The sequence below is a fragment of the Acidimicrobiia bacterium genome, from assembly GCA_036271555.1.
Classification (GTDB): domain Bacteria; phylum Actinomycetota; class Acidimicrobiia; order IMCC26256; family PALSA-610; genus DATBAK01.
In genome coordinates, this window is the sequence record DATBAK010000008.1 from 75,735 (window position 1) to 100,381 (window position 24,647).

Here is a 24,647-nt window from a genome sequence, read left to right on the forward strand (position 1 = left end):
GCGGCATGGTAGTGCCTCGGGGCGCCTACGGGCCGTGGACGTCGGCGCTCTGCGAGTCCGCGAGGATCCCTCGGCCCGCGCCGTCGAAGTGGTTGCCCGAGACCTGCGCGCCGTGCACGTCGTGCAGCTCGACCGCGGGCATGTTCTTGCCCGCAGGGAACCGCACCGTGTTGTCGCGCACGGTCACGCCGTCGACGCGTGCGAAGTAGAACGCGCCGCTCGAGTCTTCGTCGGTGACGACGTCGTTCGCGATCATCTGGTTGCCGTCGAAGGCGTAGGGCCCACGCGCCGGGCCCTTGCGCGCGAACACGAACACGAGCCCGCCGGTCGGCGCGGTCATGCGGTTCCCGCTCACGACGATCTCGCCGATGTCGGCGGGCGCGCCCTTGTTCGCGAGCCAGAAGTTCACCGCGGCGCCCGTGACGTTGCCGACGATGTGCACGTTGCGCACGGTCTGACGGATGAAGTTCGGCTCGATGTCGATGAGCGAGCGCGCGATCCCGGCGATCACGTTGGCGGTGATCGTCACGCCGTTCGCGTCGGTGATCGAGATGCCCTGCCGGCCGCTGCGCTCGAAGACCGAGTTGGCGACGGTCACGTTGTGACTCGGCGTATTGCCGTCGGGACCGATGTAGACGAGGTCGCCGTACGTGTCGTACGCCTGCACGTGCTCGAGCAGCACGTCGGTCGCGCCGTGCACCGAGAAGCCGTGTTGCGCCTCGAGGTCGGGCACGTACGCGGCCGCGCTCGCGCCCGCGTGCGGGTTGACGCCCCGCACGATGAGATCGCGCACGGTGAGGTCGGCGCCGCCCTTCAACGACAGCTGCCCGCGATTGCGCCGGCCTGTGCCGCTCGCTCGGAGCGTCGCGCCCTCGCCGTCGAGGAGGAGCCGGTTGCGGCCCTCGATCACGAGCGTGCCTTCGATGCGGTAGCACGCGTTCGTCCCGAGCTGCAGCGTCGAGTTGTCGGGCACCGACTCGACCCACGACTGCAGCGCGTCGGTCACGTCGGCCGAGCAGTCGGCCGCGATCGACGCGGGCGGGTGCGCGACCGCGCCGGTCGGAAGCGGTGGGGGTGAGGGGACCGCGGCGTTCGCGGGCGGCGCGATCGAGCCGTTGCCTCCCGCTCCGCCGGTCGTGCCGCCGGGCATGGCGACCGGGGTTCCGGGCGACCCGGGCGTGGTCGTGCCGGGAAAGCCCGATCCGGTACCGGAGTCGTGGCACGCCGTCGCGAAGACGACGAACGCGCACGCCACGGCCGCGGCCGTGCGGCGCCGGGAGGAGAGGTTCACGCGCCGCGCAGCCTACGCGGCGACTTTTGCGACTCGTCGCGCGCCCGGTGAGACTCCCCGGATGCGCGCGCCGCTCGTACTCCACGTCTTGCCGGTCGATCTCGCGCGCGGCGCGCAGACGTACGCGCGCGAGCTCCGAACCGCGCTCGACGGCGCCGCGGTGCGGCACCGAACGCTCACCTTGTTCGCGGGGCCGGCCGGCGCGCTGCAACCCGACTGGGCGCTCACCGTGCCCGACGGGCCGCTGCGGCGCGCGGGCGTCGATCCTCGCGCCGTGTTGCGACTGCGCAGGCTGCTCCGCCACGAGGATCCTGCGGTGGTCGTCGTGCACGGCAGCGAGCCGCTCAAGTACGCGGTGCTCGCGGGCGTGCCGCGCGAACGCGTCGTCGCGCTGAAGATCGGAGCGAATCACACGCGACTGGGCGGCGCGCGCGGATGGGTGTACCGCACGCTGCTGCTGCGCGCGGGCGCGGTCGTCGCGGTGTCGGAGGCCGCGGCCGACGAAGCCCGTTCGTACGGCGTCGCCGCGAGCGCGCTGCGGGTGATCCCGAACGGTCGCGATCCGGCTGCCTTTCACGTGCATCGCCCCGCCGCCGTGTTCCCGGTTCACCTTGTGTGGGTCGGCCATCTCGACGACGCGAAGCGACCGCTGCGGTTCCTCGAGATCGTCGGCGCGCTGCGCAGCTCGGGGACCGAGGTGCGCGCGTCGGTCGCGGGCGACGGGCCGTTGCTCGACCGCGTGCGCGCGGCCGCGACCGACGCCGTGAAGGTGCTCGGTCGCGTCGACGACATCCCGTCGTTGCTCGCCGAATCCGACGTGCTCGTGCTCACGAGCGCGCCGAACGAGGGGATGCCCGGCGTGCTCATCGAGGCCGGGATGGCGGGCCTTCCGGCGGTCGCGACCGACGTGCCCGGGGCCGCCGACGTCATCGAGAACGACGCTACGGGCTTCGTCGTCGCGGTCGACGACTTCGACGCGCTCGTCGGCGCGACGCGCCGGCTGGTGGAAGACGAGGGTCTGCGCGCGCGACTCGGTGCCGCAGCGCGGGCGCGCTGCGTCGAGCGCTTCGGCCTCGACACGAGCCTGCGCGCGTGGGAAGCGCTCTTCGCCGAACGGGTCAGCCGGTGAGGCGCTCGTAGAGCGCGTACATCGCGCGCACCGACGCGTCGAGGCGGAAGCGCGACTCGAAGATGCGGCGGCTCTCGGCGCCGAACGCGCGCCGCCGCGCGGGATCGGCGAGCAACGTGAGCAGCGCGTCGGCCAGCGCGCGGTGGTCGGACGGATCGACGAGGAGCGCGTTCACGCCCGGCTCCACGACCTCACGGACCGACGGGATGTCGCTCGCGACGATCGGGAGCGCCATGGCCATCGCCTCGATCACCGCGCCGGGCATTCCCTCGTAGAGCGAGGGGAACACGAACACGTCGCCGGTCGCGAGGAAGTCGCCGACCGCGGGTACGTGGCCGAGGAAGTGAACGTTCGCGCCCGTGTTCGTGGTCGCGAGCAATTGCTCCAGCGCCGTGGTCTCGGTGCCGCTACGGCCGGCCACGAACAGCTGCGCGTTCGCCTGCCGCTCGACGACCGCGTGCATCGCGGCCACGAGATGGCGGTGGCCCTTCTGGTACTCCTGCCGCGCGACGTTCACGAGCACGAGCGCGTCGTCGGCGATGCCCGCGGCGCGCCGCTGCTGTTGCGTGCGCTCCTGCGACGGCGCGCCGAGCCGGCCGTCGTCGCGCCCGCGCGGCACGACCGTGATGCGCGCCGCCGCCAGCCGCTGACCGCGGATCTCTGCGTCCTTCACGGATTGCGACACCGCGTGGAAGGCGTGGGTGAGGAGGTGCGCGGTGGTCACGTCGACGGCCTGCGCGAGGCGGAGGCTGCGGCGCCGCACGTGCGGGTCGGCGAGGCGCGCCGCCCCGTAGCTCTCGTTCACGAGGCTCGTGAGCAACGTCACGCGCCGCAGGTTCGCGAGCCGCGCGACCTGGTTGGCGCGCCACAGCATCGTGTGCACGAGCGCGGGATCCTCGGCGCCGATGATCGTGCGCAGCTGCCGCGCCTGCGCGAGCAGGTTCCCGGGCTCCAGCACGCGGATGTCGAAGTTGTCGGCGCGCAGCGAGTGCTCGACGCCCTCGGCGCCGCGCGACTTGAGCGCGACCACGATCGGCTCGACGCCCACGTCGCGCAGCCCGGGCAGCAGCTGCGCGAGCGACATCTCGGTGCCGCCCTCGCCGAGGGCCTCGATCACGTAGAGGACGCGCACGGTGCCCTTCAGCGCGCGCGGGCGAGCCCGCGCCGCAGCTTCGCCTCGATCGCGCTCGCGACCGTGCGGCCGCGGAACGTGCGCCGTTTGCCGTCGATCAACGTCTGATTGCCCATCGCGCTCAATGTGTGGCGCCCCGCGGGATACCGCGACGAAGGCTCGGGGCGCACGCGGTGCGCGACGCGCTCACGGAAACGGTCGGTCGTCAGCTCCTCCACGTCGTTGATCGCGATCGCGCCGCCGTAGGTCTCCGAGCAGTCCTGCGCGGGCCGGTAGAGCCGGCCTTCGTGCACGAACGGTGTGCCCGCGGGACGCGCCGAGCGCACGTCGGTCTTCACCGGGTTCGCCGCGTGCGGAGACCACGGGCCGCGCAGCGCGGGCGCGTGCCAGACGTGAAGTGCGGCGTTCGAGTCGACGTCGCGGTCGGTGAAGAACAACCACCAGCGACCGTCGTGCTCGAACACCGTGGGGTCGACGGCGGCGACGTCGGGAACGAGCACGCCGAGGTCCTCCCAGTCGTCCGGGAAACGACGCGCGCGGAACAGGCGCACCCCCCGCCCGCGCGCGGCCTCGGGCATGCAGAAGAGGTCGCCGTCGTGGCGCACGAGGTACGGATACGACATGTGCACCGCGTCCGGCAGCACGGCGCGTTCGCCGAGCCGGCCGGTCTGCACGTCGAGCGCGCGGATGTCGCCGAGCTGTGTGCGTTGGTCGAACGCCTCGACGAGGATCGACTCGCCGGTGCCGGTGCCGTTGTCGTTGGGTTCCCGGCCGCGGGTGCCGAACGGGTCGGCGACGTACACCTCGCGGCTCGTCGCGCGCGGCAGCCACCGGATCGCCGGCGCGAACGACGGATCGACGAAGCGCGCGATCGGTGCGTCGACGACGCCGACGTTCCAGTGGTCGCGCCGCACGCTCGACTGCACCTGTCCGGTGACGAAGCTGCGCGCCTGCCGCGCGAGGAAGCGCAGCATCTGCCGGTTCGTGGGGTTGTGACGGATGGGTGCCTTCGATTCCGTCGGGGCCGCGGTCACGTGGGAATCGTGTCCCGCGAGGATGTCGCGGCAGATCTTCGCCGGGAACGCCGCGCCCGCGAAGTGGACCGCATCGCTGTTGCGCGCGTACGACGTCGCCGCCGTGCGCACGAACCCCTTGTGCAGCACCACGCCCGAGTCGAGCCGCTCGGTGAGGCGCTGCAGCATCACGCCGCTGACGGGATCGCGGTCGTAGATCTCCCAGAAGCACGGCGGACCGCCGCGCACCACGGCCTCGTCGTCGTGGTGGAACGACCAGATGCCGTAGCGCGCCGCGGTGAGGACGTCGCCGCGCACGATGCCGAACGCGAACCGGAGCAGGAAGTCGAGCTCGTGGCGACGGATGATCTCGACGTCGGCGGCGTCGAAGAGCTCCGACCACTTCCCGCGCTTCGTGACCGTGCAGTCGATGCGGGGCACGCTCGCGAACGTCTCGCCGAGGTCGACCTTGCGCAGCGCCTGCGACCGGCGCGCGACGAATCCGTCGTTGAAGCCCTTCCAGAGCAGGTTCTCGCTGCGAACGAGCCGGGTGACGCGATCGCCGGCGCGGTGCGACAGGCGCGGACGCGCGTCCACGATCAGGAGACCAGGTTCCACGCCGTCGACCGCGAGCAGCGCGTCGAGACAACGTGCCTGCCACGCGTCGAAGACCGTGCCCGTGCACATCACGCCGAAGCGCAGCGACGATCGCGGCGCGGCCGTCATGGGGCGCGGCTCGAGCAGAGGACTAGCGCCGGGGCGCGGCGGTGAGCATCGCGAAGCGGCCGCGTTGGTCGATCGTCTGCTTGCGGAGGCTGTAGAGCGGCCAGCCCGCGCGGTCGAGCCGGGCGCGCACCTCGGCGCGGTAACCGCGCACGTTCATGTCGTCGAGCACGACGACGCCGCCGGGTGCCATCACGCGCGCAAGCGTGTCGATCGCCTCTGCACGCTGCTCCACGCGGCCCATGTCGTCGAACGCGAGGTCGAACGCGCCGGCGGGCAGCGACCCGAGGTCGGCGCGTGCGATGAGCTCGCACGAGAGCCCCTCACCCGCGAGGAAGCCGCGCGTCGTCTCCAACCACTCGGGCGAATCGTCGACCGACACGATCTCGGTCTCGGGTTGCGCGTTCTGCGCCCAGCGACACTCGACGTACGTGCTGAAGCCGGAGCCGAGGTCGAGGATGCGGCGCGGTCGCAGCGCGTCGCACAGCGCGTCGAGCGCGACCGCCGTGCGCCAGGCGACGGCCCAGTCCCACGAGGAGATCGTCGAGACGTAGCGGTCGTAGACCGGTCGTAGCTCGGACCCGTCGCCGACGCCCTCGAGCGCGGTGGCGACGGTGGGGAGATCACGCTTGAACTTCGGAGCGTCGTACAAGGCGACCGCGCTGTCGGCCGCGCGATACGGAAGCTTGCGAAGCGAGAGCGGCAGCCGCCCGGTCAAGCGCTGTCGCGTCGTGGTCTGGGCGTCCCGCTCCAACCGAATGCTCCACCTCGACGCGACCCTTCAGGGCGCGGCGCGGGAGTATACGGCACGCCAAACGAGGCTCCGCGAGCGCCGGTAGCCGTTCGTCGCGGTGTGGCGGGCCTCGGCGGCGAGCGCGTGGAGCCGGGTACGGACCGAAGGCCGCGCGGTCGTGCGCTCGTAGCCGAAGCGGCTCAGCGTCCGGCCCGCGAGGCAGTCGAACAGGGCGACCCGCCCGGGCTCGAGGTCGGCGCGCCAGCTGCGGAGCCCCTTCGTCGGCGGTCGCCGGAGGTTCTGGTGCTCGTCGGGGAAGGGCTGTGATTCGAGCACCGCGTCGGCCTGCTCGTGGTAGCGCAGCATCGCCGGGTCGAAGTCGACGGCGATGAACTCGCAGAGCCGGCGCGCGACCGCCTCGGGATCGTCGAGCAGCGTTTCGTACTTCACCTCGCAGTAGCGCACGTCGCCGAGCGCGCGCCCGTCCCGCCGTCCCTGCTCCACTTGGTCGCGCCAGTTGAGGGCCTCCTGCGCGAACTGGCCCGTGCCCCACGCGACCTCGGTGCGGGAGAGCGCGACGTCGCGGCCGTCGCGCACGAGATGCACGAACACCGCCTCGGGAAACAGCGACGAGAGGAGTGGGATGTGCGTCACGAACAGGGGTGTCTTGTCGGCGTAGCGCGGCTTGCCGTGCGCGCTCGCGTACAGCGCGAAGCACGCTCGGATCGCGTCCGGATAGTTCGCCGGCGCCGTCGTCGAGAGGTGTGTCCGCACGGCCTCCGGATCGAGGCTCCAACGTGCGAACGACTCGTGCGCGAGCAGGTCGTCGAGGAAGCTCGCGACATCGAAGCCGCTCGACCTCTCGTAGCGCGCTTGGTCGCGCGCGAACCACACCGGGAAATACGACTCGAACGGCACCGCGATCTGTGGATGCGCGTCGAGCAGCGCCCGCATGAGCGTCGTGCCCGAACGGCCGCAGCCGACGACGAACGGGAACGGCGCGCGTTCAGGCATCGACCTGGGCGCGGCGCGGCGCCAGCGCGCGCAGTGCGTGCCACGCGGTGCGCGCGTCGGGACGCAGTCGCAACGACCGCGCGAACGAGCGCAGCGCGAGACCACGGTCGTTCACGCGCAGCGCCGACAGGCCCAGACGCTCGAGCCGGAACGCCTCGGCGTGCGGATGGGCGCGGAACCAGTCGCGGTGCTCGCGCAGCAGCGTCTGCGCGTCGTCGACCCGCGCCCGCATGCCCGTCCGCTCCCGCGGGCCGCCGTGGTAGCGGTACCGCAGCCCGACCTGCGGCGTCGTCGTGACCGGCAAGGTCTGTGCGACGCGGAGCCACCAGTCGACGTCCTCGCAGCTTCCGTAGCGCTCGTCGAAGCGCGGCGCGCGCTCGCGCTCGATGCTCGTCGCGCCGAGGTGGGGCGTCATGCCGTCGAGCACCACGTCGCCGACGTTGCCGTCGAGCCGGCGCCCGTGCGGGGGAGTCGTCGAGTCGCCGAGCGTCGCCTGCCAGCAGATCGCGACCGGCGCGCGGTCGTGGCCGGCGCGCGCGAGCGCGAGCCGGTCGGGGGTCCAGACGTCGTCGTCGTCGAGGAACGCGACGTACCGGCCCTGCGCCGCGTCGATCCCGCTGTTGCGCGCCGCGGGCGGCCCGCCGTTGGTGGCGCGCCGCACCAGCCGAACGCGCGAATCCGGCGGCAGCACTGCGGCTTGCGGGCTCGCGTCGTCGACCACGACGACCTCGAAATCCGTGACCGTCTGCGCGAGCACCGAGTCGATCGCCGCCGCGAGGAACTCGGGACGTCCGAACGTGGGGATCACGACGCTGAACTCGGGAGCCAACGAGGCCGCGCTCCTCGGACGGACGAGAGTTTGCGTACAGTATCGTTCGCTCGATGGCGGGATCGGGGCCCGAGCCAATGAGTCGGGACTCGTCGCCGAGCACTCCGCTTTCGCGTGCCGGGGTCTTCGTCGCGGTCGTGCTGGCCTTCAACGCGCGCGACTCGCTGGCGCGTGTGCTGCAGGGCATCGAGGCCCAGACCGTGCGGCCGGCGCGCACGATCGTGGTCGACAACGGCAGCACCGACGGCACGGCCGAGATGGTCCGCTCCGACTTCCCGTGGATCACGCTGCTCCCGTTGCCGGAGAATGCCGGTGTCGGCGCCGGCCACCGTCGGGGCTGGGAGGAAGCGCTCCGCGACGACGCTTGCGAGTACATCTGGTCGCTCGAGCACGACACCTTCACCGACCCCGGCTGCCTCGAGCGGCTCGAGTCGGAGTCGTTGCGCATGACCGCGTCGGGTCTGCGATGGGGGGCGCTGAACGCGCGCCTCGAACGCAGCGCCGAGGAGGCCGTGCACACCGTGCTCCAGCACTCCGATCCCGCGCTCGGCGCGATCGAGCGCCGACGCATCACGTTCAACGGCATCGTCGTGCCCCGCACGGTGATCGAGGCGATCGGCTTCCCGCGCGACGACTTCTTCGTCGGTCACGAGGACTGGGAGTACTCCGAGCGCCTGCGCGCCGCGGGCTACCACGTGATGTACGACGAGCACGCGATCGTGATCCATCCCACGAAGGGCAACCGCCGTCACGGCGTCACGCCGTCGGTTCTGCGCCTGTATTACTCGATGCGCAACGGCGTGTACGTCGACCATTCGGTGCGCAAGCTGCGCGGCTCCGCCCTCCGCTGGACCGGCTGGACGCTCGCCGCGATCGCGTCGACCGTCGCGCGAGACGATCGCAAGCTCGCGCGCGTGAGCGCGCGCGTGGTCGCGCTCTACGACGGTCTCATGGGGCGGCTCGGCAAGCGCGACTACTGGTTCCTGCGCGGCTGAAGCGCGCATGGTCACGTTCAGCGTCGTCGTCCCGACCTACAACCGCGCCGCGCTGCTCCCGCGCGCGCTCGACAGCGTGCTGCACCAGACCGAGCCGAGCTTCGAGATCGTCGTCGTCGACGACGGGTCGACCGACGACACCGAAGCGGTGGTGCGCGGCTACGCCGACGAGCGCGTGCGCTTCCTCACTCAGCCGAACGGCGGGGTGTGCGCGGCTCGCAACACCGGTGCACGCGCGGCACACGGCGACCGCCTCGTGTTCCTCGACAGCGACGACGAGCTCGTGCCCGACGCGCTCGCGCGCTTCCGCGCCGCGGCCGACGACAACGGCTGGGCGGTCGTGGTCTCGGGGTGGACGCGCGTGTCGGCCGACGAGCGCGACCACGTCTCGTGCGTGCCCGAGCGCAGCGGTGCCGCGCCCCAACTCGTGGGGCCGTACCTGCCGGGCGCGTTCGCGCTCGACCGAGCGGTGTTCGACGCCGCCGGCGGCTACGACGAGCTCTTGCGCTTCGGTGAGAACACCGCGCTCGGCTGGCGCGTGCGCGAGGTGCTCGCGCGCACGCACCAGACGGTTGGCATGATCCACGAGCCCCTCGTGCTGCGGTATTCGCAGCCGGGGCGCGCGTTCGACCGTCAGCGCTACGAGGCCGCAGTCCGCATCCTCGATGCCTATGCCGCGGTGCTGCGCGATCCCGTCACCGGCGCCGCTGCACCTCGCCACCGGCGCGCGAACTTCCAGGGGGTCGCGGGATCGAGCGCCGCCGCGCTCGGACTGCGGCGCGAGGCGTGGCGCTACGCGCTCGCGGCGCTGCGCAGCGAGCCGGATTCGCTCACGCGCTACCGCGGCCTGCTCGCCGTCGCGCTCGCAACGACGCGGCGCGACGGAGTGCGTCAGTCGAAGCGGTAGCCCGCAGCTTCGAACTCCGCGGTCGCGAGCTCGCGGAAGAGCGCCTCGTCGTCGGGCGTGAAGTGGTTGCGCCAGTCGCCGACGCTGCCCTTGCGCGTGTGCGAGCCGGCCCCCGTGTTCTGGTGCCGGCCGAAGTCGGTGAGCTCGGCCGTCGTCGCGATCTCCGCCGCGCCCGCGTCGAGTCCTGCGAACGCGAGGAGGCGCGCGATGTGCGCCGGCGGATCGGCCTTGATGTCCTCGTAGCGGACGCGCAGCACGCGGTCGGCGAGCGCGGGATCGGCGTGCAGCGCCGCGCCGCGCTGCATCGAGCGCACCCACAGCTCGATCTGGCCGCGCCGGTCCTTCGGCGGCCACGCCGCGGTGAGCCCTTGCATCTGCAGCGACACGCACACGTCCCGCCCGTCGCGCACGACCTCGATCACACGCGCGTCCGGATATCGGCGGAGGATGCGCGCCGAGTCGTTGAGGTGACCGGGCGTCTTCTCGAGCAGCACGTGCTGCGGGTCGCCGCCCATCTCGAAGAAGTACGAATCGAACACGCCCTGGATCACGCGCTCCGCGACCTCGGCACGATCAGCTTCGCCCTGATGGAGCGCCCAGCCGATGAGGTCGAGCAACGTCGCGCGGTTCACCCACCAGTGCAGCCCGACCCAGCGCGCCTCGCGCTCGCTCAGGTCGTGCCGGTGCAGCACCTTCGTCCACGCGTCGATGCGCGATCCGGCGCGGTTCACGGTGTTCTCGAAGATCGTCTCGTACGCGTGCGACTCGGAGCTCGAGATCACGCGCGGCTGCGCCGTGATGATCGCCTGCACCCAGCTCGTGCCCGACCGCGGGCAGCCGACGACGAACAGCTTCGGGTACGCCGGATGCTCGGGCAGCCGTGGTGCGGGGAGCACCCGCCGCCGCACGACGGCCGCGTAGTTCACCGCGGAGCGCCACCGGCGTTCGCGCGCGCCCAGTGCGAGGGGCGCGAGGTGGTCCCCGACGATCGGCCGCACACCCTTCGGGAGCGGGGGAACGCTGATCGCCATCGCTCAGTGATAGCCGTACTTGCGCAACAGCGGATACGTGAGCGTCGTGACGAGCCGGCGGTCGCGCGCCGGGAGCGCGCCGCGCCACTCCTCGTCGACGCGAAGATCGAGGCCGACCGGCTGGAACCGCATCGGGTTCCCCGCGACCGTGTGGTTCTCGACCTCACGCCGTTCGAACGACGCGCCGAGCTCCGTGGCCGACCGGCCCACGACCGCCTCGGTGATCCGGTCGAGCGTTCCGATCGGATCACTCGCGAGCGCCTCGTACGTGACCCGCGTGTAGGCGGGAGCCTCGCGGCCGAGCACCTGCACGAGCGAGTGCCGCAGGTCCCACTCGAGGCTCGTGTGGAGCGGACCGTGCTGCGGGAGGAACGCTTCCTTCTTCTCGATCTCCGGACGCGCCTTCTTGCGCTGCCACGAGAACGTCACCGCGCGGCTGTCGCGCACGAGGTGCACGACGTGCACGCGCACGTTCGGCAGCGAGCACATCACGAGCCCGTACATCGGGTCCTTCGACGAGTCGACGAGCACCCGCGCGCCGGTGACGCGCTGCGTCGAGCCGTAGATCGCGTCGAGCGTCGCCGCGAAGCGGTCGCGCGCGGCGCGGTGGCTCCCGAGCAACGCGGGTCGCACGAGCGCGGGCACGCGGCGCACCCGCACCGTCTCGCGCAGGTCGGCGATGACGTCGAGCACGGGCGCGACCTTCGCGTCCGCGAGCACTGCGGACCACACCGGGCAGTCCTCGACATCGTGTCCGCATCCGCAGCGCCAGTGGTCGCGCAACGCCCACCAGAACAAGCGGAACTCGCCCATCGAGAACCAGCCGTCGAGACGGCCGAGGAGGAGGTCGAGGAGCGTGCTCCCGCTGCGCCCGTAGCCGGCGATGTAAACGACCGTCGTCGGCTCCACCTCCCGGAACCTAGCGGTCGCGGCTGCGGTAGGTTTGAGCGTGTCGCGACTTCCCGAGACGGTCCGGCGCGCGACGTCGCAGCTCCGCCCGCGCTACCGCACCCTCACGGCCGGGCGTCGCAGCCTCCCCGACTTCGTCATCGTCGGCGCGCAGAAGGCCGCAACGACGTCGCTCATGCGGTACCTCAAGGAGCACCCCGACATCGTCGTCGAGCCGGGTGTCGGCGAGGTCCATTTCTTCGACAACCACTGGGCGAAGGGCGAGCACTATTACCGCTCCTTCTTCCCGCCGGTGGCCCGCATGGAGCGCCGGCGTGAGCAGACGGAGCGCGTCACGCTCACCGGTGAGAAGACGCCCTACTACCTGATGCACCCGCTCGTGCCGGAGCGCGCCGCGCGCACGATCCCGCACGCGCGGCTCGTCGCGATCTTGCGCAATCCCGTGGACCGGGCGGCGGCGCACCACCAGATGAACGTCGAGACGGGCGTGGAAACGCTGGCGCTTCTCGACGCGATCGCGGCCGAGCCCGAGCGGATCGACGGCGCGCTCGCGCGCATGACCGACGGCACCGACCCCGGCGTGCGCGGTCCCGTGCCGCTCTACAGCTATGCGGCTCGCGGGCGCTACGCCGAACAGCTCGATCGTTGGTTGCAGTGGTTCGCGCGCGACCAGCTCCTCGTGATCCGCAGCGAGGACCTCGCTCACGATCCCGACGCGACCTACGACCGCGTGCTCACGCATCTCGACCTCGCGCCCCACCGTCCGGCGTTCACCCGTCACAACGTGGCGCGCCACGAGTACGCGATCGATCCCGCGGCGCGTGCCGCGCTCGACGAGCGCTTCCGTGATCCGAACCGCGAGCTCGCCGATCGCTACGGGATCGATTGGAGCGCGTCGTGATCGTGCTGTTGTTGCTGGCGCACGACGAGGCCGACCTCATCCGACGCAACATCGAGCATCACCTCGACTGGGGTGTCGACCACATCGCGGTGGGCGATCACGCGAGCCGCGACGACACGCAGGACGTGTTGCACAGCTTCGGCGACCAGGTGAGCACGGTCGTCTTCCGCGACTTCATGGACCGCCAGAAGGTGCGGATCCAGATGCTGACCGACCTGCGCGCGCATCACACGGTCGACTGGGCCGGCGTCTCCGACTCCGACGAGTTCTTCTGGAAGGACGGCGTCGGCCCGCGCGAGCTGCTCGCCGCGGTGCCCTCCGATCGCGTCGCGGTGAGCTACGCGCAGAAGCTGTTCCTCCCGACCGCGCGCGACTACGCCGACGGGCCGGTCGAGTGCCGGCGCGTGTACCGCACGACCGGTCCGCAGAGCCCGCTCCACACGAGCTACCGCATGGGCAAGTCGTTCTACCGGGGCGACTGGCTGCAAACGCTCACCCACGAGCACTGGTGTCCCGAGGTTCCCCACGACAAGGGCACCGAGGAACCGGTGCTGCACCACTTCATGATCCAGAGCGAAGACCAGTTCGTCGACAAGGTGAAGCGGCTGCGGTCGTGGCAGTCGATCCGCCGGCAACGGCTCGAGGACGTGAAGAACGTGTTCCGGCGCGTCGCGCACCGGCCGATCCCGTCGCCGGTAGGACGCGACTTCAAGGCGCGCTGGTGGGACGTGTACCAGGCGGGCGGCGAGTCGGGTCTGCGCGAGTACTACCGCTCGGTGTACACGCTCGACGCGCACGCGATCGACGACGCGATCGCCGCGGGCGACCTCGCGCACGACCCGTCGTTCGCCCAGCATCTGCGCAGCCGCGCGGAGCCGGGCTGAGCGTGGTGGGCGAGTCCCACCCCGTCGCGGGCGGCGACGTGGTGCTGACCGGTCCCCAGCGATCGGGAACCACGTTGGTGTGCTCGCTCCTGAACCGCCTCGCGGGCACGGTCGCGCTCGACGAGCCACTGCCGTCGGGCCTGTTCGGCCGGGCCGACTTCGTCGACGCGCTCGCGGCGTTCTTCGCCGAGCAGCGCGCGCTGCTCGCGAGCGAGGGGCGTGCGAAGTCGAAGGTGGTGCCGAAGGGCGGCAACCATGCCCGCGAGGAGGTGCCGCGGTGGCGCGGGGTGCTCGGCGCGGTGCCCGGCCGGCTCGGTGATCGGCTGTGGGCGCGCTTCGCGTCGCGCGAGATCGAGTCGAACATGGGCTGGCTCGAGCTCGACGCGCCCGCGCAGGAGCCGTTCACGTTGATCGTGAAGCACCCGGCGGCGTTCACGGCCGCGCTGCCGATGCTCGTCGAGCGGTTCCCGTGTGTCGCGCTCGTGCGCAACCCGCTGGCGACTCTGGCGTCGTGGAACACCGTCGACTTCAAGCGCACCGGGCGCGCGCCGATCGCCGAGAGGATCGACCCGGCGCTCGGGCCGCGGCTCGATCGCATCTCCGACCGCTACGACCGACAGATCTCGCTGCTCTCGTGGTACTTCGAGAAGTACGTCGAGCACCTGCCGCGGGCGCGCGTCCTCCGCTACGAGGACGTCGTCACGAAGCCGTCCGACCTCGCGGTGATCGCGCCCGCCGCCGCGGCGCTCACCGTCGAGCTGAAGAGCCGCAACGCGAACACGATCTACAGCGCGCGTGTCGTCGGCGCGCTCTCATCGCGGTTGCTCGCGACCGACAGCGCGATCTGGCAGTTCTACGAGCGGTCCGCCGTCGAGCGGCTCACGGAAGCCTTCACGCGCCGGCATTGACGCGCGCGATCGACGCCTCGAACAACGGTCGCAGCCGGTCGGTGTCGACCAGCGCACCCGCGATGTTGTGGTCGGCGACCTCGTCGTAGGTGTGCACGTGCACGCCGGGGATGCGCGCGATGCGCTGCACGTGCCGCTGGTCGGTCGCCATCGTGCCGACGTGGATGTGCAGCGGCACCGCGTGTCGGCGTTGCGTGCGTCGCAGCGCGCCCTTGATGTCGTAGTACGTGCGCCGCGTGCCGACGCTCGCCCACGTCTTGTTGACCTGCTTCTGCCAGCGGAAATCCTTGTGGTAGCGGCGCAAAACGCGTGAGATGAACGTCTGTGGCGCGAACGCCTGCACCTCGCCGACTTGGAGCCGGCTGCCGAGCAGCAGGGCGACGAAGCCGCCCATGCTGCCGCCGGTGAACACGGCGTGGCGGAGCTCGTCGGGTGAGAGCAGCGACGCGAGGTGCTCGCCGACGCCGTCGATCGTGTCGGCGACGTCCCGCGCCCCGAGGTGGTACCAGGCCTGCTCGTGGTCGCGCAGCAGCACGTACCGCGCGCCGAACGTCGAGAGGAATCGGAAGAACTCGAACTTCGGAACTTCGCCGTCGGTCGTCAGCCCGCCGAACGCGACGACGGTCGCGCGCGACGCGGGCTCGAGGTTGACGAGGATCCCGGGTCCGTCGTGGCCCTCGGTGATCCGCTCGCTCATCCCGTGCGCCACATCTGGAACGCGGGCCGCGCTTCCCAGCCGACACTGTCGACGCGGTAGCCCATCGCCTCCGCCCGTGCGACGAGCTGCGCCATGTCACCGAACTGCGGGTGCACCATCACGATCATGAGCATTGGTCGTACGGCGGTGCGCTCGATCTGCTCGATGAGGCTGTACTCGGCGCCCTCGGCGTTGCACTTCACGATCTCGGGGCTCGCGCCGGCGAGGATCTCGTCGAGCGTCGCGAGCGACACGACCTCGCTGCCCGTCGACGACTCCGCGTCCTCGTAGAGCGAGTAGCCCCACGAGCCGTCGGCCGCGTGTTGCAAGGTCGCTTCGCCCGCGGCCGGCGCGAGCGCGGTGTTCACGATGCGGGCGCGGCTCGCGAAGCCGTTGAGGTCGAGGTTGGCGCGCAGCATCGGCAACGCCTCCGCGCTCGGCTCGACGCACACGACGCGCGAGCCGGGGTACTCGTGCAGCGCGGCGGCCGCGTAGAGGCCGTGGTGCGCGCCGACGTCGAGGATGCAGGGCGCGTGCGGCGCGCCGTGCGGCCACGGTGGGAAGTACTGCGTGCGGTGTGGGCCGAGCACGTGCTGCGCGATCTGCTCGTCGACCGGATCGGCGCTCACGCGCAGCTTGAGCCCGGCGCGCGTCGACAGCGTGACCGGCCGCTGCATCAGTGGCGCGACGAGCCGGCGCGCCTGCAGCCACCCGCGGCCCTTCGCTCCGCCGAGGCCCTTGATGCGTCGGTCCGCGGGCAGCGCGCGCACGATCCGCCGGCGCGCACCGCGCAACGGGGCCTCGATACGCCGCGTGAGCTCGCTCATCGGTCGCGCCCCATCCGGTTGCGCAGCGCGCGCCGTGCCGCCGCGGGAACGGCGCGCAGCGCGCGCGTCAACGACGGGGGCGCCGGTTGCCGGCGAGTGGCCGCGACCGCCGCGAGCAGACCCGGATGCACGACGTCGAGCAGCGCCGGCGCCGAAGGGCACGCGGCGCGCACGGCGCTGGTCGCGGCGTCGGTGCCGTCGACGAAGAGGAGCACGTTCTGCGCGTACCAGTACGCGACGCGACGGTCGGTCCAGACCTTCGGCCGGACCGCGTCGACCGGCACGTAACCGTGCTCGGCGAAGCGTGCGGCCCAGGTGCTCGGCCACTGCTCGTTCACGTGGCCGGCGCCGCCCTGCCCCGGCACCGCGGCCGAGAACAGCACGGCCGCGCCGTGGGTGACGAGGGATTCGACGAACGCCGACGCGTACTGCTCGTCGAGGTGCTCGGCGACCTCGAGCGACATGACGAGGTCGAAGCGCCGGCCGAGTCGGAGCGGCTGCGTCAGGTCGTGCGCGAGGAACGCCGCGGGCGGGATCTCGAGGTCGCGCGCCGAGACGTGCGCCCCGTCGACGCCGAGTACATCGTTCACGCCCAGCCGCGCGAACGCCGCGAGCCACGTGCCGCGCCCGCAGCCGACGTCGAGCACCGACGTGGGGTGCAGGAGGTCGACGACGATCGGTGCGATGGTCGCGGCCGACGCAGACACGTCGGCGTCGAGCGATTGGTAGAACGCGTCGTCGTAGGTGACGCCGAGCTCGGGCGCGGTCACGGGTACCACACCCGGTAGCGCAGGCTGCCAACGAGTCGTCCGAGGTTGCGTCCCGCGCGGCGCGCCCACCGCGCGCGCTCCGAGCCCGTGTCGCGCGCGACGAAGCCGCGCGCGACCGACATCCAGTCCTCGCCGACGGCCTTCGCAGGCCGGCGGGGCATCCCCCAAGCGCGGAACTCCCGGTAGAGCAGCGCCTGCGCGGCGCCGTAGTTGCGGTGCTGCACGTGCATGCCCGCGCGGTCAGGGCGCGACGAGTAGCGGAGCACCGCGTCGGGCGCGAACGCGAGGTCGTAGCCCGCGAGCTGCGCGCGCCAGCAGATGTCGACGTCCTCGCAGTACGTCATGCGCTCGTGGAACCCGCCGATCTCGTCGAACGCCGGCTTCTGGAACCCGAGCGTCGCGCCGGCCGCGTGGGGGAGGAAGCCGAACTCGTCCTGCAACCCGCTCGTCTGCACCGTGCTGCCGACGCCGCGCATCCAGTCCGGATCGGCGGAGTGGTCGAGTCGCGCCGCGACCACTGCGTGCTCGCGCAGGGCCGATGCCATCGCGTCGAGGTATCCCGGCGCGATCTCGTCGTCGGCGTCGAGGAACACGATCGCGTCGCTGCGCGCCGCGCGCGCGCCCACATTGCACGCGTGGTGGCGCCCCGCGTGGCCCGACGCGTCGATCACGCGCACGTTCGCGATGCCCGACGCGCTCGCGACGGCTCGCGTCGCGTCGGTCGATCCATTGTCGGCGACGATCACTTCGCGGTCGCCGTCGACGACGCACTGGGCCGCGAGGGCCGAGAGCTGGCGCGGCAGTACCGTCTCGACATCACGGGAAGGGATCACGACCGACAGCGTCATCGCGCGCGTCCGAGCGCGGTCGTCGGGGAACGCCGCGTTCGGCTCTCGCAACCCCGCCAAGGAATCCATCCGTCGTCGTGCCCGCGTCGGTCTCGGCTCGGTACCGGGCCCCTCCGGTACCGTCCAGGGAATCCATGGTAACCCCACCCTCGGTGCGCTCTTCCCCGCGACTGGTGACCGTGGTCGTCCCCGTGCGCAACGGCGCGACGACCATCGCCGACCAGTTCGCCGCGCTCGCGGCGCAGCGCTACGAGGCGCCGTGGGAGGTCGTCGTCGCCGACAACGGCTCGACCGACGCGACGCGCGCCGTCGTCGCCGAGTGGGGACCGCGCCTGCCGGGTTTGCGGGTCGTCGACGCCGCCGGTCCGACCTGCGCGGCGACCGCGCGCAACGCGGGAGTGGCCGAATCCCGCGGTGACTTCCTCGCGTTCTGCGACGCCGACGACGTCGTCGGGCCCGAATGGCTCGCGTCGCTCGCGTCGGCCGCGAGCGAGTTCGACATCGTCACCGGCCCGCTCGACGCCGACCAGCTCAACTCGGAAGACGTCTCGGTCTCGCGGCCGCTGCGGGCCGACGGCATCCCGCGCTCGAACCGGTTCCTGCCGTTCGCGCCGTCGGGGAACGTCGGGGTGTGGCGTGACGTGTTCACGTCGACCGGTGGGTTCGACGACGCCTACGCGCAGTGCGAGGACGTCGAGTGGTCGTGGCGCGCGCAGCTGCGTGCGGGCAGCACGATCGGCTTCGCGCCCGGTGCCGTCGTCCATTACCGCTACCGCGTCGGAACGCGCGCGATCGCCCGCCAGGCCTTCGACCGCGGTCGCTTTTCCGCGCGCCTCTACCGGGACTACCGCCGTCAGGGCCTGCCGCGGGCGTCGACGAAGCGCGGTCTGTACACGTGGGCCTGGGTCGTGTTTAGGAGCCCGACCATGATCGCCGAGCCTGGCCGCGCGACCTGGGTGCGGCGGGCCGCGGAGTCCGCGGGCCGGCTCTACGGAAGCCTGCGATTCCGCGTGCTCTTCCTGTGACCGGCGAGCTTCTGCGAAGCTATGGGTGCCGCCGGTCTGCGGGCGGCGGCACCGGGCGGAAGGGAGCGGGTCGGCCATGCCGGCGAACGCGACGAAGCTGAGATCGGTCACGTACTTCCGTGACCGCGCGGCTCCGATCACGTGGCTCGGACTTCTGTCGCTCCTCTCCGGCATCTTCCAAGCCGCGACGCTCGTCCTCGTCGTCCCGCTCGCCGAGGTGATCTCGAAGGGGCACCACCACTTCGACCAGACGATCGGTCCGCTGCACCTCTCGCTCGGCGTCGAAGCCCTCGCGATCGCGGCGGCGCTCTCGACCGTTGCCTCCGCCGCGCTCGACATCTCGATCGCGTGGGGCCGCTCGGTGATGATGTCGCGCTGGGAGTACGAGCGGCGCAACTACCTGATGACGGAGTTCCTGAGCGCCGACCACGAGACGCAATCGCGGGAACGGCTCGGTTCGCTCGCCACGCTCGTCACCTACGTCACGCGCGGCACCACCTCGTTGGGCGCGATCGTCAACGGCCTCGAGGCCGCGATCACGATCTTGATCTTCCTCGTCGGCGCGCTGTTGTTGAACGCGTTCGCCGCGCTGCTGCTCGTCGGCATGGTCGTCGTGCTGTCGGTCTGTCTACGCCCGGTGATGCAGCGCACGAAGCGCTACAGCCGCGCGGCCACGCAGGTGCTGCTGTCGTACGGGCAGGAGGTCACCGAGGCGACGCGCATGGCGCGCGACATGCGCGTCTTCCACGCGCGTGACGCGATCGCCGCCCGGCTCGACCGCATCTCGAAGCAGCTCGCGAGTCTGCGCAAGCGCTCGATGTTCGTGAACAACCTCACGACGCCCGTGTACCAGTACCTCGGGATGCTGATCATCATCGGCGCGCTGGCCGCGGCCGCCGGCCTGCACGGGCTCGACATCACCGAGTTCGGCGCGATCGCGCTGTTGCTGATCCGCAGCATGTCGTACGGCCAGCAGCTGCAGAACTCGTACCAGACGTTCATCGACAGCCTCCCGTATCTCGAGACGCTCGAAGCCAACCGCACCACCTACCGCGAGCACGCGACGCCCGACGGGCACGTGACGCTCGAGGCGGTGCACACGCTCGATCTCGACGGCGTTCGCTTCAGCTACGACGGCGAGACCGAGGCGCTCGCGGGCGTCTCCGTGTCGTTCGCGGTCGGCGAGATCGTCGGGCTGGTCGGTGCGTCGGGGAGCGGCAAGTCGACCCTCTCGCAGCTGCTGCTGCGGCTGCGGCAGCCGACCGGCGGCGGGATCTTCGTGAACCGGACGCCGGCGGAGGACTACACGCTCGCGTCCTGGTACCGGCACGTGTCGCTCGTGCCGCAGGACCCCCGCCTGCTCCACGCGACGGTCGCCGACAACATCTCGTTCCTCGACCCCGCGATCACGCGCGACCAGGTGATCGCGGCGGCCAACCTCGCCAACGTGCACGAGGTCATCGACACGCTCGACCTCGGCTACGACACCGAGATCGGCCCGGCTTTCCGTGACCTTTCCGGTGGCCAGATCCAGCGCATCGGCATCGCACGCGCGCTGGCACGCGGTGCCCAGGTGCTCGTGCTCGACGAGCCGACGAGCGCGCTCGACGTGCACTCCGAGGCGGTCATCCAGTCGACGCTCGAGACGCTGCGGAGCCACGCGCTCGTGCTGATCATCGCCCACCGGCTGTCGACGCTGAGCATCTGCGACCGGGTGCTCGTGCTGCGCAACGGCGAGGTCGAGACGATGGGCTCGCTCTCGGAGGTGACCGAGCGGAGCGACTTCTTCCGCCGCGCCCTCGACGCCGGGACGCTCGAGCTCGGCGGTGCACCCACCGCCCCGCAGGCGGCTCCGACGCCCGCCGACGAGGCCTGAACCCGCCGCTCGCGCCCCCCGGGGCGCGGAGGTGCAGGTCAGCGGACCGCTCGGTCGCTTCGCGCGGAGAGTAGTCAACCCGCTCCCAACGAACGCGTGACGGTTCTAGAAAGACTTGGCAGAGCCCTGGCGTCGACCACTCTTTGCGCGCGAAGATTCTTGGGCGGACTCGTCCTTTCCGTGGCGGCGGAAAGGACTTGGCAGGGGCGGCATCAGCCGGGGGGCCAGGGGCATGCGAGGCGGGCCGAGCAGGATCAGTACGACGTTGGTGAAGGTGCGCGCGAGCGTTCCGCTCCTTCCCCTCGACCTCTTCCTGGCTGCGGCCGCCTACTCGCTCGTCCTCGTCCTGCGGTTCAACGGGCACATCCCGACGCACTACTGGCACGCCTTTCGTCTGTTCCTGCCGCTCGCGCTCGGCGTGCACCTCGTGGCGAACTGGCTCGCCGGGCTCTACGGCCAGGTGTGGCGCTACGCGAGCATCGCCGAGGCCCGGCGGGTGCTCGCGGCCGGCTTCGTCTCGGGCGTCGTCCTGTTCGTCGCCAGCTACGCGACGAGCGAGCCGATGCCCCGCTCGGTGATCATCCTCGGCGCGCTCGTGGTCACGTACTTCCTCGGGATGTTGCGCTTCCAGTCACGCCTCTTCGCGTTCAACCGCGCCATGGCGCGGCCCGAGGCGGGGCTACGGATCGCGGTCGTCGGCGCGGGCAAGGCCGCCGCGACGATCGTGCGAGAGATGCTCGACCACCCGCAGGAAGGCCTTTCGCCCGTCGTCGTCGTCGACGACGACCGCCGCAAGCACGGCCTTTCGCTCCTCGGTGTTCCGGTCGTCGGCGACACCGACAGCCTCGGCGACGCGATCAAGCGCTACGACGTGCAGCAGATCGTGCTCGCCGTCACCGCGGCCGACCGGGCGCTCATCGAGCGCGTCGCCGCGACGTCCGACGCGACCGGAGTGCCGCTCAAGGTCCTCCCCGGCGTGCGCGAGGTCGTGCGCGGCGAGCCGACGGTGAAGGACGTGCGCGACCTGCGCATCGAGGACCTCCTCGGTCGCAAGCAGGTGTCGACCGACCTCGAAGCGGTGCGGGCGCTCCTCGCGGGACGCACGGTGCTCATCACCGGTGCGGGTTCGATCGGCAGCGAGATCGCGCGGCAGGTCGCACAGCTCGAGCCGAAGCGCCTGGTGCTGCTCGACCACGACGAGACGCACCTCCACGACGCGGCCGCGCTGCTCGCGGTCGAGGTCGTGCAGGTCCTCGCCGACATCCGTGACGCGCGGGTCGTCCTCGACGCGTTCCACCGGTATCGGCCCGAGGTCGTGTTCCACGCAGCCGCGCACAAGCACGTGCCGTTGCTCGAGAGCCACCCGTGCGAAGCGGTGGCGACGAACATCCTCGGCACGCGCAACGTCGTCGACGCGGCAATCGCGGTCGGCGTCGAGCGCTTCGTGTTCATCTCGACCGACAAGGCCGTCCGTCCTGCGAGCGTCATGGGCGCGTCGAAGTGGGTGGGCGAGCAGATCGTGCTCTCGAGCGCGCCGGCTGGTACGCGGTTCTGCTCGGTGCGGTTCGGCAACGTGCTCGGCAGCCGGGGCAGCGTGATCCCGACGTTCGCGCGTCAGATCGCCGGCGGTGGCCCCGTGACGGTGACCGACCCGAAGATGACGCGCTTCTTCATGAGCGTGCACGAGGCCGTGCAGCTCGTGCTGCAGGCGTCGGTCTTCGTCGAGGGCGGCGAGGTCTTCATGCTCGAGATGGGGGAGGCGGTGAACATCCGCGACCTCGCCGAGCGGATGATTCGCCTGTCGGGGCGTGCAGTGGGGACGGACATCGCGATCCGCATCGACGGACCGCGTCCGGGTGAGAAGTTGGTCGAGGAGCTGCGAGCACCGGCCGAGCGCGCGGAGGCGACGGCGCACCCGTCGATTCTGCGGCTCGTGCCGGTCCCGCTGCCGGTCGACCAGTTGAGCGACGGTATCCTGAGTCTGAGCGAGTTGGCGGCCGGGCGGTGTGACGACGACGCGGCGCGGGTTCTGTTCGAATTGGTGAGCGGCCCGCAGCCGGATGGGGATCTCTTCGTCGATGTGGCTGCGTTGGAACGGAGTGAGTTGTGGAGCCCATCGAATTCCTGAGGGTCCTTCGACGCCGCTGGCGCGTCCTCGTGGCCTGCGCGCTCGTCGCGCTGACGGCGTCGTTGTTCTTGACGCCGTCACACAGCGCGAAGACGCCCAAGGCGAAGGAGTTCAAGGCGGCGGCGACGCTGCTCGCGGTGTCGGGTAAGACGCGGCCGAGCTCGTCGAGCCTGGCGCAGGAAGAGCTGCTGCTGCGCATCGGCGTCGTGCCCAACCGGGTCGCGCTCCAGCTGCACTCGACCAAGACGCCGCAGCGGCTCGTGAACCAGATCCACACCACGATCGACAAGAACGTCGGCACGATCACGGTCGCGTCGACGCAGCCGACGTCGACCCAGGCGATCGTGCTCGTCAACGCGTTCACCGGGCAGCTCGTGCAGTACCTCAAGCAGGTCGCGCAGACCTCGTACACCTCGAGCGTCAACAAGGCGGCCGACCTGGTGCAGACGCTCTCGCACGAGTTGGTCGCAGCCAAGGCAACGCTCGCGGGCAAGCCGACCGACGAAGGGCTCCAGAACCGCGAGAAGGCGCTCGAGACCGCGACGTTGAACGCGCAGAAGGGGTACGCCAAGATCGTGAGCGCGGGCGTCCCCGACGCACCGCTGCGGCTCGTCGAGGCCGACTACGCGCGGCGAATGACGCAGGGCTTCAGCGTGACCTCGGTCGGGACGCGCTCGACCCGTGCGCTACTCGCGCTGCTGATCGGCTTCTTCCTCGGCGCCGGCATCGCGCTGGTGCTCGACCGCTTCGACCTGCGGGTGCGCACCAAGGAGGACGCGGAGGACGCGTTCGGCCTGCCGGTCATCTCCGAGATCCCCGCGCTCTGGTACGGCACCCGCCGCCGCCGCGAGGTCATCACCGCGGTGCAACCGATCTCGCCGTACGCGGAGGTGCACCGCATCCTCCGGCACTCGCTGCTGTTCGCGCACATGACGCCGTTCAAGATCGCCGAGCACGCCAACGGCAGCGGGAACGGCCACGCGACCGGGAACGGCAACGGAAACGGGAACGGCCACTCGAACGGGAACGGCAATGGAAACGGCAACGGGAACGGGCACAAGCGCCGGCAGGTGATCGTCGTGACGTCGGCCGGGTCGGCCGAGGGCAAGACGACGACGGTCGCGAACCTCGCGGCGAGCTTCGCCGAGTCCGGTCAGTCCGTGCTCGTGATGAGCTGCGACTTCCACGGCCCGCGCATCCAGGAGATGCTCGGCGCGACCGACGCGCCCGGTATCGCCAACGTCCTGCACGGTGGAGCGAACGCGCCGTCGCTCGCGGAGGTCACGGTCGAGACGTCGATCCCGGGGGTCTGGCTCGCGCCGAGCGGTGACGGCATCGACAACCCGCCCGAGCTCGCATCGTCGGTCGGCCCGTTGATGGACGCGGCGCGCAAGCTCGCCGACGTCGTCATCATCGACACGCCCGCGCTGCTCTCGGTGAGTGCCGCGAGCGAGCTGCTGCCCGCGGCCGACGTGTCGGTCATCGTCGCCCGCAGCTCGCGCACGACGCGAGAAGCGGCGATGCGCGTGCACGAGCGCCTCGGACTGCTCGACGCGAACGTCCTCGGTGTCGTGCTCGTCGGTCCGCAGATCCCGAGCGTGAGTCGCGAGTACTCCGGCTACAGCCGCCCGCCCGGTGGTTGGCGCAAGCGCCGGAAGGAGCTCAAGAAGCGCGACATCCAGATCGGTGCGCGCGCCGACGCGCTCGAGCCCACCCGTTCCGTCGACGTGCCGTCGCGACCGACGCCCGCGTCGCCGGCGACGACGATCACGTTCGATCCGCCGGTCCGTCCCGAGCCCGTCGTGACCGTGCCGCCGCTCGCCGCGACGCGCCCGGTCGTCGCCGCTCCGCCGGTTGCTGCGACACCGCCGGTTGCTGCGACACCGCCGCCGGTCGTCTCGCCGGCCCCGGTTTTCGCCGCTCCGCCTCCCGTTGTCGCGGCTCCGCCGATCGCGACACCGCCTTCGGTCGTCTCGCCGCCGGTGGTCGCGACTCCGTTGACCGAGCCGCCCCGGCCCGAAGGCATGGGCCCGCGTCCGCGGTGGCGCCGGCGCGACATCCGTCGGGACGAGTGACC

General features: G+C 71.5%; 22 protein-coding genes. 10 read left to right on the forward strand and 12 right to left on the reverse strand.

Features of this window, described 5'->3' with window-relative positions:
* Positions 1-25: 25 nt before the first annotated feature.
* On the reverse strand, positions 26-1,291 hold the full coding sequence (locus VH914_03285; protein HEX4490206.1) for a right-handed parallel beta-helix repeat-containing protein: 1,266 nt from the start codon (positions 1,289-1,291) through the stop codon (positions 26-28).
* A 61-nt stretch (positions 1,292-1,352) separates the two neighbouring features.
* Here VH914_03285 and VH914_03290 point away from each other — a divergent pair, with 61 nt between their 5' ends.
* On the forward strand, positions 1,353-2,420 hold the full coding sequence (locus VH914_03290) for a glycosyltransferase family 4 protein (protein ID HEX4490207.1): 1,068 nt from the start codon (positions 1,353-1,355) through the stop codon (positions 2,418-2,420).
* Here the strand turns inward: VH914_03290 and VH914_03295 are convergent.
* The 5 genes from VH914_03295 to VH914_03315 form a co-directional block, all read right to left on the reverse strand.
* On the reverse strand, positions 2,410-3,552 hold the full coding sequence (locus VH914_03295) for a glycosyltransferase family 4 protein (protein HEX4490208.1): 1,143 nt from the start codon (positions 3,550-3,552) through the stop codon (positions 2,410-2,412). The two genes, VH914_03290 and VH914_03295, sit on opposite strands and share 11 nt — an antisense overlap.
* Positions 3,553-3,560: 8 nt before the next feature.
* Entirely contained in the window at positions 3,561-5,291 is a 1,731-nt protein-coding gene (locus tag VH914_03300) for a hypothetical protein (GenBank protein HEX4490209.1), read from the reverse strand.
* 22 nt (positions 5,292-5,313) lie between these two features.
* Positions 5,314-6,006, reverse strand: a complete 693-nt coding sequence (locus VH914_03305; GenBank protein HEX4490210.1) for a class I SAM-dependent methyltransferase — start codon at positions 6,004-6,006, stop codon at positions 5,314-5,316.
* A 63-nt stretch (positions 6,007-6,069) separates the two neighbouring features.
* The gene (locus VH914_03310; GenBank protein HEX4490211.1) at positions 6,070-7,035 is read right to left on the reverse strand and encodes a sulfotransferase; all 966 of its coding nucleotides are present in this window, start codon (positions 7,033-7,035) and stop codon (positions 6,070-6,072) included.
* Positions 7,028-7,864, reverse strand: coding sequence for a glycosyltransferase (locus VH914_03315; protein HEX4490212.1), 837 nt, complete (start codon positions 7,862-7,864; stop codon positions 7,028-7,030). Before VH914_03315 ends, VH914_03310 begins: the two co-directional genes overlap by 8 nt.
* A 53-nt stretch (positions 7,865-7,917) precedes the next feature.
* On the opposite strand from VH914_03315, the gene VH914_03320 reads away from it, so the two are divergent.
* Both VH914_03320 and VH914_03325 read left to right on the forward strand, forming a co-directional pair.
* A complete protein-coding gene (locus VH914_03320) occupies positions 7,918-8,859 on the forward strand; it encodes a glycosyltransferase (protein HEX4490213.1) in 942 nt (313 codons plus the stop codon).
* Between the two features lie 7 nt (positions 8,860-8,866).
* Complete coding sequence (locus VH914_03325; protein ID HEX4490214.1) at positions 8,867-9,766, forward strand: glycosyltransferase family A protein; 900 nt, start codon at positions 8,867-8,869, stop codon at positions 9,764-9,766.
* On the opposite strand, the gene VH914_03330 is transcribed toward VH914_03325, so the two are convergent.
* Together VH914_03330 and VH914_03335 are read right to left on the reverse strand one after the other, a co-directional pair.
* On the reverse strand, positions 9,751-10,797 hold the full coding sequence (locus tag VH914_03330; protein ID HEX4490215.1) for a sulfotransferase: 1,047 nt from the start codon (positions 10,795-10,797) through the stop codon (positions 9,751-9,753). The two genes, VH914_03325 and VH914_03330, sit on opposite strands and share 16 nt — an antisense overlap.
* 3 nt (positions 10,798-10,800) lie before the next feature.
* Positions 10,801-11,706, reverse strand: a complete 906-nt coding sequence (locus VH914_03335) for a sulfotransferase (protein ID HEX4490216.1) — start codon at positions 11,704-11,706, stop codon at positions 10,801-10,803.
* 40 nt (positions 11,707-11,746) lie between these two features.
* On the opposite strand from VH914_03335, the gene VH914_03340 reads away from it, so the two are divergent.
* The 3 genes from VH914_03340 to VH914_03350 are packed head-to-tail and all read left to right on the forward strand — an operon-like array spanning position 11,747 to position 14,399.
* Complete coding sequence (locus VH914_03340) at positions 11,747-12,607, forward strand: sulfotransferase (GenBank protein HEX4490217.1); 861 nt, start codon at positions 11,747-11,749, stop codon at positions 12,605-12,607.
* The gene (locus VH914_03345; protein ID HEX4490218.1) at positions 12,604-13,491 is read left to right on the forward strand and encodes a glycosyltransferase family 2 protein; all 888 of its coding nucleotides are present in this window, start codon (positions 12,604-12,606) and stop codon (positions 13,489-13,491) included. Before VH914_03340 ends, VH914_03345 begins: the two co-directional genes overlap by 4 nt.
* Before the next feature lie 2 nt (positions 13,492-13,493).
* The gene (locus tag VH914_03350) at positions 13,494-14,399 is read left to right on the forward strand and encodes a hypothetical protein (GenBank protein HEX4490219.1); all 906 of its coding nucleotides are present in this window, start codon (positions 13,494-13,496) and stop codon (positions 14,397-14,399) included.
* On the opposite strand, the gene VH914_03355 is transcribed toward VH914_03350, so the two are convergent.
* The 4 genes from VH914_03355 to VH914_03370 are packed head-to-tail and all read right to left on the reverse strand — an operon-like array spanning position 14,383 to position 17,601.
* Positions 14,383-15,096, reverse strand: coding sequence for a hypothetical protein (locus tag VH914_03355; protein HEX4490220.1), 714 nt, complete (start codon positions 15,094-15,096; stop codon positions 14,383-14,385). The two genes, VH914_03350 and VH914_03355, sit on opposite strands and share 17 nt — an antisense overlap.
* Complete coding sequence (locus VH914_03360; GenBank protein ID HEX4490221.1) at positions 15,093-15,923, reverse strand: FkbM family methyltransferase; 831 nt, start codon at positions 15,921-15,923, stop codon at positions 15,093-15,095. Before VH914_03360 ends, VH914_03355 begins: the two co-directional genes overlap by 4 nt.
* Entirely contained in the window at positions 15,920-16,693 is a 774-nt protein-coding gene (locus VH914_03365) for a class I SAM-dependent methyltransferase (protein ID HEX4490222.1), read from the reverse strand. Before VH914_03365 ends, VH914_03360 begins: the two co-directional genes overlap by 4 nt.
* Positions 16,690-17,601, reverse strand: coding sequence for a glycosyltransferase (locus tag VH914_03370; protein HEX4490223.1), 912 nt, complete (start codon positions 17,599-17,601; stop codon positions 16,690-16,692). The genes VH914_03365 and VH914_03370 overlap by 4 nt, the downstream gene beginning before the upstream one ends.
* Before the next feature lie 113 nt (positions 17,602-17,714).
* Here VH914_03370 and VH914_03375 point away from each other — a divergent pair, with 113 nt between their 5' ends.
* The 4 genes from VH914_03375 (at position 17,715) to VH914_03390 (ending at position 24,645) form a co-directional block, all read left to right on the forward strand.
* A complete protein-coding gene (locus VH914_03375) occupies positions 17,715-18,566 on the forward strand; it encodes a glycosyltransferase (GenBank protein ID HEX4490224.1) in 852 nt (283 codons plus the stop codon).
* A gap of 76 nt (positions 18,567-18,642) precedes the next feature.
* Complete coding sequence (locus VH914_03380; GenBank protein ID HEX4490225.1) at positions 18,643-20,442, forward strand: ABC transporter ATP-binding protein; 1,800 nt, start codon at positions 18,643-18,645, stop codon at positions 20,440-20,442.
* Between the two features lie 268 nt (positions 20,443-20,710).
* Positions 20,711-22,570 (forward strand): nucleoside-diphosphate sugar epimerase/dehydratase, encoded by a 1,860-nt coding sequence (locus VH914_03385; protein HEX4490226.1) that lies wholly within the window; start codon positions 20,711-20,713, stop codon positions 22,568-22,570.
* Entirely contained in the window at positions 22,549-24,645 is a 2,097-nt protein-coding gene (locus VH914_03390) for a P-loop NTPase (GenBank protein ID HEX4490227.1), read from the forward strand. The genes VH914_03385 and VH914_03390 overlap by 22 nt, the downstream gene beginning before the upstream one ends.
* The last annotated feature ends 2 nt before the right edge of the window (positions 24,646-24,647 follow it).